Raw genomic sequence first — 14411 nt, 5'->3', positions numbered from 1 at the left:
ATTGTCCCCATAGCTTTGGAAGCAAGGTAGAAGAGAATTCTCCTTGCTTTTTTTGACGTCTTGAAGAAGAAATTTCAGAGAATGTAATCTAATTGTTGATTTTCTGAAAATTCTGACTATTACTTTCGACAGAATAGGCGACGTTGAAATCACAGATTTAAGAACCCTAACCAAATGCAAGAAGAAAAGCCCCTCTTATATAGCACCAATCTTGTATTACGCATTTAGAAGGAGATTACATGTCAGGACATGAAGTTGCTTACGGTAAACACAGCACTCGACGTAGTTTTTCACGTATTAAAGAAGTGCTTGATTTGCCTAACCTCATCGAAATCCAAACAGAGTCTTACGAAGATTTCGTAAATGAAGGACTCGCAGACGCTTTCAAAGAAGTTTTCCCAATCGATAACTTTGCCGGCACAATGAGACTTGAGTTCGTTGGCTATGAAATGAAAGACCCTAAATATTCAGTAGACGAAGCACGTGCTCACGATGCAAACTACTCTGTACCGGTTCACGTTCGTTTCCGCCTTGTAAACAAAGAGACAGGCGAATTGAAAGAACAAGAAGTATTCTTTGGCGAGTTTGCTAAGATGACACCAATGGGTACCTTTATCATCAACGGTGCTGAGCGTCTTATTGTCAGTCAGCTCGTGCGTTCACCAGGTTCATACTTCCACTTGAAGACAGACAAGAATGGTATGGACTCATATTCACATACGACTATCCCTAATCGTGGGGCTTGGTTTGAGCTTGACACAGATGCTAAAGGTATCGGTTATGTGAAGCTTGATCGTAGCCGTAAATTACACTTTTCAGTCATGATGCGTGCTCTCGGTTTTGGTTCAGATGAGCAAATTCGCGAAATTCTAGGCTCAACTGATCTCTTGGAAGTAACTTTGGAAAAAGACATCCATAAGAACCCTTCAGATAGTCGGACTGAAGAAGCCCTGAAAGACATATATGACCGTTTGCGCCCAGGTGAGCCTAAGACTGTAGATTCATCACGTAGTCTTTTGGTGGCTCGTTTCTTTGATCCACACCGCTATGACTTTGCACCGGTTGGACGTTATAAGACTAACAAAAAACAAGCACTTCGTAATCGTTTGTTAGGCTTGCGTTTGGCTCAAACCATTGCTGATCCAGAAACCGGTGAAGTTATTGCCGAAGATGGAACACTTATGACAAATGAAGTACTTGATGGCTTGCAAGAAGCTTTTGACAATGGTGCGGTTGACGTAACTTATTATCCAGCTCAAGAGGCAGTTATCCCTGAAGCCGTGACTTTACAAGCTGTTAACGTATACTCACCAAAGAACCCAGAAAAAATCGTTAAAGTTCTCTCTAATGGTGCTCCTGCTGATGACGTGCGTGTTTTGACGCCAGCAGACGTGGTTGCAAACATCAACTATTGGATGGGACTCTTCGAAGGTATCGGCCGTGTTGATGACATTGACCACCTTGGTAACCGTCGTATTCGTTCAGTTGGAGAATTGCTCCAAAACCAAGTTCGAGTTGGACTTTCACGTATGGAACGTGTGATCCGCGAACGTATGTCATCTTCTGAAAATGAAAATATGACACCTGCTAGCTTGATTAATGTCCGTCCTGTGACTGCAGCTTTAAAAGAATTCTTCGGTTCTTCTCAATTATCACAGTTTATGGATCAACATAACCCATTGTCTGAGCTATCTCACAAACGCCGTTTCTCAGCACTTGGCCCTGGTGGTTTGACACGTGATCGTGCTTCTGTTGAAGTTCGTGACGTACATTACACCCATTATGGCCGTATGTGTCCTATTGAGACGCCAGAAGGACCCAACATCGGTTTGATTAACAACTTGGCAACTTATGGTAAGATCAACAAGTTTGGTTTCATTATGTCACCATACCGAAAGGTCAACAAGGAAACTGGCGCTGTAACTGATGAAATTGCATATTTGACTGCCGATGAAGAAGATAACTATGTGGTGGCTCAAGCAAATTCACCACTGACAGATGACAATCACTTTAAGAATGAAGAAGTCTTTGCCCGTCATGCTGGTGAAAATATCGAAGTTCCAGCAGATCGTGCTGATTACATGGACGTTTCACCTAAGCAGGTAGTTGCGGTTGCGACTGCATGTATTCCGTTCTTGGAAAACGATGACTCAAACCGTGCCCTCATGGGAGCAAACATGCAGCGTCAAGCTGTTCCGTTGATTGATCCACACCGTCCATTCATTGGTACTGGTATGGAGCATCAAATTGCCCATGATTCAGGTGCTGCTGTTATTGCTGAGCACAGTGGTGTTGCTGAATACGTTGACGGGGATGAAATTCGTGTTCGTCGTGAATCTGGTGAATTGGATGTGTATCATGTAACTAAATATCGTCGTTCAAATTCAGGTACTTCATATAACCAACGTCCACTTGTTCATACTAACGAAAAAGTAGATGCTGGCGATATTATAGTTGATGGTCCTTCAATGGAATCAGGAGAAATGGCTCTTGGCCAAAACCCATTGGTTGCCTTTATGACTTGGGAAGGTTATAACTTCGAAGATGCGGTCATAATGTCTGATCGCTTAGTAAAGGAAGATGTTTATACATCTATCGCTATCGAAGAATATGAAGCCGAGACGCGTGATACAAAGCTTGGTCCTGAAGAAATCACTCGTGAAATTCCTAATGTGGGTGAGGAAGCGCTCCGTCATCTTGATGCCAGTGGTATTATTCGCATTGGTGCTGAAGTTAAAGAAGGCGACTTGCTTGTTGGTAAAGTAACACCAAAGGGAGAATCAGATCCAACTCCAGATGAACTTTTGCTTCGTGCGATCTTTGGTGAGAAATCACGTGAAGTTCGTGATACATCACTTCGTGTCCCACATGGTGCCGACGGTATTGTTGCTGATGTGAAGATCTTTACTCGTGCTAATGGAGATGATTTACCTACTGGTGTGTCACAAGTAGTACGTGTGTATATCGCTCAAAAACGTAAGATTCAAGTTGGTGATAAGATGGCTGGACGTCATGGCAACAAAGGTGTCGTTTCAATCATCGTGCCTCAGGAAGATATGCCATATATGCCTGACGGAACTCCAGTAGATATTATGCTGACGCCAATGGGTGTGCCATCACGTATGAATATCGGACAAGTAATGGAACTCCACCTTGGGATGGCTGCTCGTACTTTGGGTATTCATATTGCAACTCCAGTATTTGATGGAGCAACAAATGATGATATCTGGTCAACTGTACGCGAAGCAGGTATGGCTGATGATGGTAAGACAATTCTTTATGATGGTCGTACTGGTGAACCATTTGACAACCGTGTATCTGTCGGTGTCATGTACATGATCAAACTCCATCATATGGTTGATGACAAGATCCATGCCCGTTCAGTTGGTCCTTATAGTTTAGTAACACAACAACCTTTGGGTGGTAAGGCTCAATTTGGTGGACAACGTTTCGGTGAAATGGAAGTTTGGGCCCTTGAGGCTTATGGTGCGGCAAACATCCTTCAAGAAATCTTGACTTATAAGTCAGATGATATTGTTGGACGTACAAAAGCCTATGAAGCAATTGTTAAGGGCGAACGTATTCCTCACCCAGGGCTTCCTGAATCATTCCGAGTACTTGTTAAAGAATTACAATCACTTGGTCTTGATTTGAAAGTTCACGATAAAGCAGGAAATGAGATTGAACTTCGCGAGTTGGATGATAACATGGGTTATCAATCTCACGATGAAAAGATTACTCCTGAAATGATTAAAGATTCTGAAGAAGCTTTGCGTCAAGCGATTGAAGCCGAGCGTGTCTTGCTCCATCCAGTGGAAGAAGTTACAGTTTCAGTAGGAAATGAAGGAGAATAAGAATGGTTGATGTTAATAAATTTGAGAGTATGCAAATAGCCATTGCTTCTCCACAAAAAATTCGTTACTGGTCTTTTGGTGAAGTGAAAAAGCCAGAAACAATTAATTACCGTACACAACGTCCTGAGCGTGAAGGACTCTTTGATGAGCGCATCTTTGGTCCTTCAAAAGATTGGCAATGTGCCTGTGGTAAGCTTAAGGGTGTTTTCTATCGTAATCAAGTTTGTGAAGTTTGTGGTGTTCAAGTAACCAATGCGAAGGTACGTCGTGAACGTATGGGTCATATTGAATTGGCTGCACCAACTTCACATATTTGGTATTTCAAGGGTATCCCATCTCGTATGGGTCTTGCCCTTGATATGAGTCCACGTTCGCTTGAAGAAGTAATCTACTTTGCCAGCTACGTGGTTATTGATCCTAAAGAAACAGATCTTGAGTACAAACAACTTTTGAGCGAACGTGAGTATCGTGAGCAAATGTTGAAGAACGGTTTTGGTTCATTTACTGCGAAGATGGGTGCAGAAGCAGTCCAAGAACTCTTGATGAACGTCAATATTCATAAGGAAATCGGTGAACTCAAGGAAGACTTGAAGACAGTTTCAGGCCAACGTCGTATTAAGACAATTCGTCGTTTGGACGTTTTGAATGCATTTGACAAATCTGGTAATAGGTTGGAGTGGATGGTTCTTAATGTTCTTCCTGTTATACCACCAGACTTGCGCCCAATGGTTCAATTAGATGGTGGCCGTTTTGCCACATCAGACTTGAATGACCTTTATCGTCGTGTAATCAACCGTAATAATCGTTTAAAACGTTTGATGGAACTTAATGCTCCAGGTATCATCGTGCAAAATGAGAAGCGAATGCTTCAAGAGGCTGTTGATACACTAATTGATAACGGTCGTCGTGGTCGTCCAATTGCTGGTGCGGGCAATCGTCCACTTAAGTCTTTGTCACACATGCTTAAGGGTAAACAAGGACGTTTCCGTCAAAACTTACTTGGCAAACGTGTTGACTACTCAGGACGTTCTGTTATCGCAGTTGGTCCAACACTTAAGATGTATCAATGTGGTGTGCCACGTGAAATGGCAATTGAGCTTTTCAAACCATTTGTTATGTCTGAAATCGTGAAACGTGGGATGGCAGGAAATATTCGTGCTGCCAAACGTAAGATTGAACGCTTGGACTCAGATGTTTGGGATATTCTTGAAGAAATCATTAAAGAGCATCCAGTTTTGCTAAACCGTGCACCTACTCTTCACCGTTTGGGTATTCAAGCTTTTGAGCCAGTTCTCGTTGATGGCCGTGCCCTCCGTTTACATCCATTGGCCTGTGAAGCATACAATGCCGATTTCGATGGTGACCAGATGGCTATTCACGTTCCATTGTCAGAAGAAGCTCAAGCTGAAGCTCGTATTTTAATGTTAGCGGCTGAACACATTCTTAACCCTAAAGATGGTAAGCCAGTTGTTACACCTTCTCAAGATATGGTATATGGTAACTACTACTTGACTAAAGAAGAACCAGGTCGCGAAGGCGAAGGCATGATTTTTGCCAGTTCAGATGAAATGGAACTTGCCCTGCACAATGGTGTGGTTCACTTGCACACACGCATTGGTATCGCTACTGATTCGATTGAATCCGGATGGACAGAAGAGCAGAAACACCGTATTCTCTTGACGTCCGTTGGTAAAGTAATCTTTAACAAGATTTTGCCAGAAGATTTCCCATTTTTGAATGAAGCAAACCCAGCAAATTATGAAAAAACTCCAGATATGTACTTCTTGGAGCCAGGACATGACATCAAGGAATTGATTGCCAATGTTCCACTTGCTAAGCCATTCAAGAAAAAAGATCTTGGAAATATCATTGCTGAGGTCTTCAAGCGTTACCGTACAACAATGACGTCTGAATTCCTTGACCGTTTGAAGGATCTTGGTTATCATCAATCTACATTGGCTGGTTTGACTGTGTCAATTGCCGATATTCCAATAGTTGCGGACAAAGAAACAGTTATCGCTGAAGGACACAAGAGAGTTGCTAAAACTATGGCTGCTTTCCAAAAAGGTCTTTTATCAGAAGATGAACGTTACATTGCCGTTACAGGTATCTGGCGTGAAGCCAAAGAGAAACTTGAAGCTGAGCTTGTCAAAGCGCAAGACATGAACAATCCAATCGTTATGATGATGGATTCAGGTGCCCGCGGTAACATTTCAAACTTCTCACAATTGTCTGGTATGCGTGGACTTATGGCCGCACCTAATGGTAAGACCATTGAACTTCCCGTTATCTCGAACTTCCGTGAAGGCTTGACTGTCCAGGAAACCTTCTTCTCAACTCATGGTGCCCGTAAAGGTATGACTGATACAGCCTTGAAGACAGCCGATGCTGGTTACTTAACACGTCGTTTGGTTGATGTGGCTCAAGATGTTATCATTCGTGAAGATGATTGTGGTACTGACCGTGGTCTTTTGATTACAGACATCATGAATGGTAAAGAAATGATGGAACCACTTTATGATCGTTTGGTTGGCCGTTATTCTAAGAAACGTGTTCTTCATCCTGTTACAGGGGAAGTGATGATTGAATCTAATGAATTAATTACTGAAGAAATTGCTCATGCAATTATAGATGCTGACATTCACGAAGTAACTATCCGTTCTGTCTTAACATGTAATACACCTCATGGTGTATGTAAACATTGTTATGGTATGAACCTTGCAACGGGTGACGCAGTTGAAGTTGGTGAAGCAGTTGGAACTGTCGCAGCGCAATCTATTGGTGAACCAGGTACACAGCTTACACTTCGTACGTTCCATACGGGTGGTGTTGCCTCTGATGAAGATATCACTCAAGGTCTCCCTCGTATCCAAGAAATCTTTGAAGCACGTAATCCTAAGGGTGAATCTTTGATTACTGAGGTTACAGGTATTGTTGAAGACATTGAAGAAGATTCTTCTACACGTCAACGTACAATCACTATCAAAGGTGAAAATGACACTCAGAGCTATACAGTGCCATTTACAGCTCGTCTCCTTGTTGAGAAGGGTAAAGAAATTCACCGTGGTGACCCTTTGACCCGCGGTTCAATTGAGCCAAAGCACTTGCTTAAGATTCGTGATACTTTGTCTGTGGAGACTTACCTCTTGGCTGAGGTTCAAATGGTTTACCGTTCACAAGGTGTTGAAATTGCCGATAAGCACATTGAGGTTATGGTTCGTCAAATGCTCCGAAAAGTTCGTATTATGGATCCAGGAGATGCAGATGTTTTGCCAGGTGTCTTAATTGATTTGACAGACTTTGTTGAACTTAACCATGATATCCTTCTTGAAGGAAAGCAACCAGCGACTTGTCGCCCTGTTCTCCTTGGTATCACTAAAGCCTCACTTGAAACAAATTCATTCTTGTCTGCTGCTTCATTCCAAGAAACGACTCGTGTCTTGACTGATGCTGCCATTCGTGGCAAGGTAGACCATCTTCTTGGTCTTAAGGAAAATGTTATCATTGGTAAGATTATTCCTGCTGGTACTGGTATCTCAAGTTACCGTGATCTTGAACCGTTCTCTGGTGTGACTGATTTTGAAGACGTTGTTGCTGCACGTACAACTGATGAAGAAGTTGCTGCTGCCGCTGCTGAAGCGATTGAAAAGGCTGCTGAATAATATTTGCCGTTAAAGGCTATTGGATTTTCGGATCTGATAGTCTTTTTTATTAAAATTGAAGTCAATATTTGAGTAAAAACACGATTTTTCATGATGTGTTATATGAGTTACTTATCGCTTCTAAAAGCTATTTTTACTATGATATAATAGATTTAAAATAAACACGAAAGAAGACATAATGACAGAGCCTTTGTTTTTGAAGTCCGACTTGCATGAAAAACTTTGGGGGGGAGACCATTTGAGAGCTTTTGGTTATGACCTACCATCAGATAAGATTGGTGAATATTGGGCCATTTCGGGGCATAAAAATGGTGTTTCGACTGTTTTGAATGGTGAATTTGCTGGAAAATCAGTTGCTGAGCTTTGGATTTCCAACCGAGAGCTCTTTGGAAATCAAGAAGGCGATGTTTTTCCGCTTTTGACGAAAATTTTAGATGCAAATGATTGGCTATCGGTCCAGGTTCATCCTAACAATGAGTATGCTCGCCTACATGAAGGTCCTAAAGAACTTGGTAAGACGGAATGCTGGTACATTATCTCAGCCGAAGAAGGAGCTGAGATTGTCTATGGTCATAATGCTAAGTCTCGTGAAGAGTTGGAAAAAATGATTCAAGCTGGTGAGTGGGATAAGCTCCTGAAGAAAACACCAGTGAAGGCCGGTGAATTCTATCATGTACCTTCTGGTACCATGCATGCGATTGGTGCGGGGATTGTCATTCTTGAAACTCAACAGTCATCAGATACAACTTACCGTGTCTACGATTTTGATCGCCGTGGAGATGATGGAAAACTTCGTGAATTACACATTCAACAATCAATTGATACACTTACGATTCCAGGTAACGAGTTACCATCTAACAAGTCAACTGTGGAGAATTTTGAAGAAGCAACAATCACAACCTTTGTCAAATCTCCTTTCTTTGATGTCTTTAAATGGGAAGTAGCTGGTCGTCATGCTTTCAAGAAGTCAGCTCTATATACACTTGTTTCAGTACTTGAAGGGTCTGGAAAATTTGTCTCTGAAGGTAAGAGTTTTGAAATTAACAAAGGGGATCACTTTATCATTCCAGCTCAGATTGAAAAATGGGAAATTAATGGAAATTTGATGATCATTGCATCAAACCCAGAATAGAAAGGGAAAAAAATGCCATACGTACACATTGAACTTATTGAGGGTCGTAGCCAAGAGCAAAAAGATGCATTAGCTAAAGATATTATCGAGTCAGTTATTAAGCATACTGGAGTACCTAGAAAACACGTTCATGTAATCTTCCAAGACATGAAACCAGAAAATCACTATAGCGAGGATTAAATCACATATTTGGACGATTCCAATAATATGTATAAGAAAGTGGAGCAATTCCACTTTCTTTCTAGCTTTTTGTATTATAATAAGCATTATGAAAAATTCAAAAGCTTCATCAGTGGCAACTTTAGGAATTTTTATTGCCATCATGATAGTCGTCCAACTCTTGACTCAGTTTGTGTATGCTTTTTGGCCAAGTCCAATTCAACCAACACTTATGCAGATTCCAGTTATTATCGGATCCGTAGTTCTTGGTCCTAAAAAAGGTGCATTTATGGGCTTTATTATGGGACTCTATAGCTTTCTATATTCAACACTCTTTCCAATTCCTACAAGTTTCCTTTTTACACCTTTCCAACATGGGGGAAATTTCTGGAGCTTGGTTATTGCGTTCGTCCCACGTATTTTGATTGGTGTCTTCCCTTACTTTGTTTATAAGGCGATGAGGACTCATTTTGGTGCTGGTCTTGCTGGCTTTGTTGGTAATGCGACAAATGGTATCTTGGTACTTGGCTCAATTTTCATCTTCTTTGGAAAAACAATCAACGAGAGTTTTGCAGCTCTTGTGGGCGCTATTCTTTCTACTAATACTTTAGTTGAGACTTTAGCATCAATTATCTTAGTGGCGGCGATTGTGCCAGCATTAATGAAGTCTAAGAAATAACTTATAAAGTAGCGTTAGCGCTACTTTATTTTTACTTGAAAGTTATTGTGCACCCCCTTAACATAGGTAAAAGTATTCCAGACATATTTTAAGAAAGATGATATAATTACTTGAAAACGAATTCAGAAAATCGAACAAAATGGAGGATTTAAACAATGACAAAGAAGATTCTTAGCTTCGATATCGACAATACGCTCAACGAGCCAAAGATGCCAATTTTCCCAGAAATGGCTGAACTCCTTGCCAAGTTATCTCAAAAATATATTGTTGCACCAATTTCTGGCCAAAAATATGATCAATTTTTGGTTCAGATTATTAATAATTTGCCAAAATCAGCAAAACTTGAAAACTTCCACCTTTTTGTAGGACAAGGAACTCAATACTATGCATATGTGGATGGAAATTGGAAACAAATCTTCAACTTTGCTTTAACACCTGAACAAGTCGATGGTATCTGTGGGGCATTAGAGAAGGCGGCCAAAGCACTTGGCTACTGGGACGAATCTGTTTTAGCACCAGATGATGAAATTATTGAAAATCGTGAGTCAATGATTGCTTACTCAGCCATTGGGCAAAAAGCTGGTGTCAAGGCTAAACAAGATTGGGATCCAGATATGACAAAGCGTAATGAGATTGCGAAATTAGCTGCTCAATACGCACCAGAATATGAATTTGAAGTAGCTGGTACGACAACCATCAACGGTTTTGTTCCTGGACAAAATAAGGAGTTTGGAATGAATCATATGATGGAAGAATTGAAAGTTACCAAACCTGAAATTCTTTATTTTGGTGATATGACTCAACCGGGCGGGAACGATTATCCAGTTGTTCAAATGGGAATTGAAACAATCACTGTTGCAAACTGGCAAGAAACTGCGAATGTTCTTCGTGGAATCATAGCAACATCAATTGATTAAAAAATATGAAAAGACTGAGTAGTCTTTTTCTTTCACACTTTTTCTGTCTAAAGATCTAAATAAATTTCAAATGTGTTATAATAGCCCGTATGAAAAAATTGAAAAAAAAATTAACACTTGTGGGATTTGCTTTTTCTGCTTTAGTTCTGTTAGCTGGTTGTGTCCAGACAGTTAAAAATTCTGCCGGAGAGCTTGTTCCAACCGGTCAAGGTTGGGTCTATAACATTTTGGTCCGTCCCATGTCCGCTTTTGTTGATCTGTTTGCCATTCATAGTGACGGTACAAAGTGGCTTGACTATGGTTGGGCAATTATTATAGTAACATTGATTATTCGTCTGATTCTTTTGCCTTTATCTTTAAATCAGCAATATAAGTCAACTTATATGCAAGAAAAAACTGCTTATCTTGCTCCTGTCTTTGCTCCATTGAATGAACGTATGAAACGGGCACGTGCTAATAAAGACCAACAAGGTATGATGGAAGCACAGCAGGCTCTCTTGAAAGCTCAAAAAGACAATGGTATCAACATGATGGCTTCGATTGGCTGTTTACCTATTCTTTTACAATACCCTTTCTTTATTGCTCTCTATAATGCTGCACGTTATACCAATGGTATCAATTCATCGACTTTCTTTGGAATTAATCTTGGCTCTTCTTCAGGCTCATGGCCAGGATTTGTCCTGATTGGACTTGCAGCCGTTTTTTATGCGTTACAATCTGTGATAATGTACTTTGGCATGCCTGAAGAGCAACGGAAGCAACAGAAAATGATGTTAATCATCTCTCCAGCTATGATCGTCTTTTTCTCTTTTGCTTCACCATCGGGTGTTACTCTTTACTGGGTAGCTGGTGGTTTAATCATTGTTCTTCAACAAGTCATTGTTACTTATTTTATCAAGCCACGTTTGAAGGTGAAAATTGATAGAGAATTCAAAGAAAACCCACCTAAGATGACAGATTTGCCTAAAGATGTGACCCCTGTTGCAAGTTCAGCTAAGGCGATATCGACTAATCGTAAGTCAAGCAAAGCTGGCCGTAATGCTGGTCGGCAGAAGAAATAACCGAAATCACTTCAAACTTAGTTTGAAGTGATTTTTTATTATATATTTTAAATTAGGCAAATTGCAAATTTAATTTAGCCACCCCGATACATCTGAAGTGGTGTCTGATACTTGAACATTTTTCTTGGATAACGATTCATCCAAGTCTCAATTTTAGCAACTGCTGAAGCTGTTGTTTGCTTCGTTCCTTTGGGTAAGAAACGTCGGATCATGCGGTTATGATTCTCATTGCTTCCACGCTCAAAGCTCGCATAAGCATGGCAATAGTACACCGGACAAGGCACTACTTCATGTAAACGGGCAAATTCACGACCATTATCCGACGTGAGGGATTTGAACTGAGTTTCCTTTTGAAGTGCTAAAAGCGCCGTATTGACAGATTGGGCAGACTTATCTGGAATCAGACGAATGATTTCGAAGCGTGTTTGGCGCTCTGTGAGTGTCAAAAGGCAGTCATTTTTTTCTTTGGTCAACAGCACCGTATCGATTTCCCAATGGCCGAATGCTTCACGATGGTTAATTTCCTCTGGACGTTGGTCAATGGACAAGCCATACGGACGCTTGGGGTGAGTTTTTCGGAGCTTCTTAGCCTTCTTATAATGCGGATAAAGTAAATTATGATATTTTACATCAAGCCAGCCTTTGTCCACCCAGTGGTAGAGGGTGCGAAGACAAATACCTGTCAGCTCTTGAAAAATGACTTCTAATGATTTTTTATCTCTGACACCCGCACTAATCGTTTCATTGAGGGCCGATGTAAGCTTAGAATGACGACCACAGTGGCTTTTATTGGCGCTGTGGTATTCTTGTGCATGAGACGCAGAGTACTTTGTCTTTATTTTTAAGTGCACTTCCCCTTTACGAAGTTCATTGTTTATTGTTTGGGGCGCTTTATTCAAGAGCTGAGCGATCCGACGATTACTTAGCTTCTCCTTGTTGTGCCAACGTTCAATCAACTGACGTTCTGTATAAGTAAGTTCCTTGCCTTTTGTGTTAAAATAACCGTGCATCTGAATTCCTTTTCCACTTGTCTTCTTGCAAATTCAAGTATAAGAAATTCAGGTGTTTTTTTCTTGCTTCAGGTGGCTAAACTAATTTTACAATTTGCCTATATTTTAAATTATTTATTTAGACAAATATTTTTAGAAACCTCTCTCTGGATCAATTTAATTCAAAGGTTTTCAGCTTTTGTGATAAAATAAATTTGAATAAGAAATGTGTTCTTTGGAGGATATCTATGGTACAAAATACAATAGCCATCGTATGGGATTTTGATAAAACATTAATACGTGAATATATGCAGACACCAATTTTTGATAAATTTGGCGTGGACCAATCACAATTTTGGGCTGAAGTTGAGCAGTTACCAAAAAAATATGCAGAAGAGGGAATCAACATCAACCGTGATTTGATTTATTTGAACCATATGATTACCTGTGTTCATCAAGGAATTTTTCCGGGGCTGAACAATGAAATGCTCTTTGATCTTGGAAGCCAGATGAAGTTTTACAATGGGGTTCCAAAAATTTTTGACAAACTCAGGTCGGTTGTTGACGATAATGATAAGTACAATGACTGCCGTATCAAAGTAGAGCATTACATCATCTCGACAGGATTGACTCAAATGATCAAAGGGTCAGCAGTTAATGAATTTATTGATGGTGTTTGGGGGTGTGAGTTTATAGAAAGACCATTTGAATCAAAATTACTTGGTCACAATTCTGAACCCCTACTTTTACAGGTCGATGCTGGCAAAGTTATTTCACAAATTGGTTCAATCATTGACAATACGTCTAAAACCCGTGTGGTCTTTGAACTCCGTAAAGGGGTTAATAAACATCCAGAAATAAATGTTAATGGAAAAATGGATGCAGAAGCCTACCGAATTCCTTTTAAAAATATGATTTACATTGCCGATGGCCCTAGTGATGTTCCGGTTTTCTCCGTCTTGAAGAAAAATGGAGGAAAAACCTTTGCCGTTTATCCTCATGGCGACGAAAATGGTTTGGAGCAAGTTGATAACCTCCTTCAAAATGGCCGTATTGATGCTTTTGGTGAAGCGGATTATACTGAGGGTTCAACTTCCTTCCTCTGGTTGAAGAAGAAAGTTGAAATTATGGCGGATCGAATCTATGATGAGTATCTAGGTGAAATTGCAGCAGCAACTACAGTGGCACCAGCTCATTTGACAGATTAAGAAAGAGAAACGTAGAAAATTGTTATTATTTCCCACGTTTCTCTTTCCACAGCATATAGTATTCCTCAATATGATTACTTTCTATAAGTTTTGTCTTTTGTGAACGTTGAAGTTTGTGCTTAAACCACCACTCGCATGAACGAGCATCATGCTCATTGTCGAATTCAACGTGAGCAATAAGATTAACCGGAATTCTTAAACTTGTATATTTACCGCCCATTCCAGCATTATGAGTGTCTACACGCTTTTCCAAGTTATCTGTAAACCCACAATAATAAGTGTTATCTGAGCAAAGTAGTACGTATGTAAAATAAGTTTTTTTCATTTCCGATATTATAGCTTTTTCTATATAAATTTACTTAAGGCTGAATTTTCGTGATCGATGAACCATCATATTATAAAAAATAATACTTTAAAATTTTTTCCAATCTTAAAAGAAATTGGTTTAGTGATGAGGCTCATTATATTCTCTTAAAGGTAAATCCCAATTATTGATATTTTTTTGCATTCACGATCTGAGGTTAGTAAGGAGAATGGAATTGTATGAAAATGAGAAATAAATAAGAATGTTGTAATTTCCAAAGTTTAACTTAGCAGCCAAACTTTGCATAGTATGGAGAATCAGTAAAATTATGGAGGATATATTTTTAAATGAAGGCAAATTGCAAATTTAATTTAGCCACCCCGATACATCTGAAATGGTGTCTGATACTTGAACATTTTTCTTGGATAACAATTCATCCAAGTCTC

At 40.0% G+C, this 14411-nt stretch carries 10 protein-coding genes; 8 read left to right on the top strand and 2 right to left on the bottom strand.

The features are described 5' to 3' along the window. The first annotated feature begins 239 nt into the window (after positions 1-239). From rpoB to yidC, 7 genes are all read left to right on the top strand, one after another. On the top strand, positions 240-3854 hold the full coding sequence (gene rpoB, locus HNQ37_RS05675; RefSeq protein WP_183540189.1) for a DNA-directed RNA polymerase subunit beta: 3615 nt from the start codon (positions 240-242) through the stop codon (positions 3852-3854). 2 nt (positions 3855-3856) lie between these two features. After that, positions 3857-7516 carry a DNA-directed RNA polymerase subunit beta' gene (gene rpoC, locus HNQ37_RS05670; RefSeq protein WP_183540187.1) on the top strand — a complete coding sequence of 1220 codons (3660 nt, stop codon included), beginning with the start codon at positions 3857-3859 and terminating at the stop codon, positions 7514-7516. 178 nt (positions 7517-7694) lie between these two features. Next, positions 7695-8648 (top strand): mannose-6-phosphate isomerase, class I, encoded by a 954-nt coding sequence (manA, locus tag HNQ37_RS05665; RefSeq protein WP_183540185.1) that lies wholly within the window; start codon positions 7695-7697, stop codon positions 8646-8648. 12 nt (positions 8649-8660) lie between these two features. Further along, positions 8661-8828, top strand: a complete 168-nt coding sequence (locus tag HNQ37_RS05660; protein ID WP_183540183.1) for a 2-hydroxymuconate tautomerase — start codon at positions 8661-8663, stop codon at positions 8826-8828. Positions 8829-8916: 88 nt separating this feature from the next. Next, positions 8917-9486 carry an ECF transporter S component gene (locus HNQ37_RS05655; protein WP_183540181.1) on the top strand — a complete coding sequence of 190 codons (570 nt, stop codon included), beginning with the start codon at positions 8917-8919 and terminating at the stop codon, positions 9484-9486. 155 nt (positions 9487-9641) lie between these two features. Then, entirely contained in the window at positions 9642-10403 is a 762-nt protein-coding gene (locus tag HNQ37_RS05650; protein WP_183540179.1) for an HAD-IIB family hydrolase, read from the top strand. Between the two features lie 89 nt (positions 10404-10492). Next, a complete protein-coding gene (gene yidC, locus HNQ37_RS05645) occupies positions 10493-11464 on the top strand; it encodes a membrane protein insertase YidC (RefSeq protein WP_183540177.1) in 972 nt (323 codons plus the stop codon). A gap of 74 nt (positions 11465-11538) precedes the next feature. Here yidC and HNQ37_RS05640 read toward each other — a convergent pair whose 3' ends face one another. Then, complete coding sequence (locus HNQ37_RS05640; protein ID WP_183540175.1) at positions 11539-12474, bottom strand: IS30 family transposase; 936 nt, start codon at positions 12472-12474, stop codon at positions 11539-11541. Positions 12475-12701: 227 nt separating this feature from the next. Here HNQ37_RS05640 and HNQ37_RS05635 point away from each other — a divergent pair, with 227 nt between their 5' ends. Further along, the gene (locus HNQ37_RS05635) at positions 12702-13661 is read left to right on the top strand and encodes a haloacid dehalogenase-like hydrolase (protein WP_183540173.1); all 960 of its coding nucleotides are present in this window, start codon (positions 12702-12704) and stop codon (positions 13659-13661) included. Between the two features lie 25 nt (positions 13662-13686). On the opposite strand, the gene HNQ37_RS05630 is transcribed toward HNQ37_RS05635, so the two are convergent. Then, positions 13687-13986: a GIY-YIG nuclease family protein gene (locus HNQ37_RS05630; protein WP_183540171.1), complete on the bottom strand. Its 300-nt coding sequence runs from the start codon at positions 13984-13986 to the stop codon at positions 13687-13689. Positions 13987-14411 lie beyond the last annotated feature (425 nt).

This window comes from Lactovum miscens (assembly GCF_014202895.1).
In the GTDB taxonomy this organism is placed as follows: Bacteria; Bacillota; Bacilli; order Lactobacillales; family Streptococcaceae; genus Lactovum; species Lactovum miscens.
This window is presented reverse-complemented; position numbering and strand designations above follow the sequence as displayed.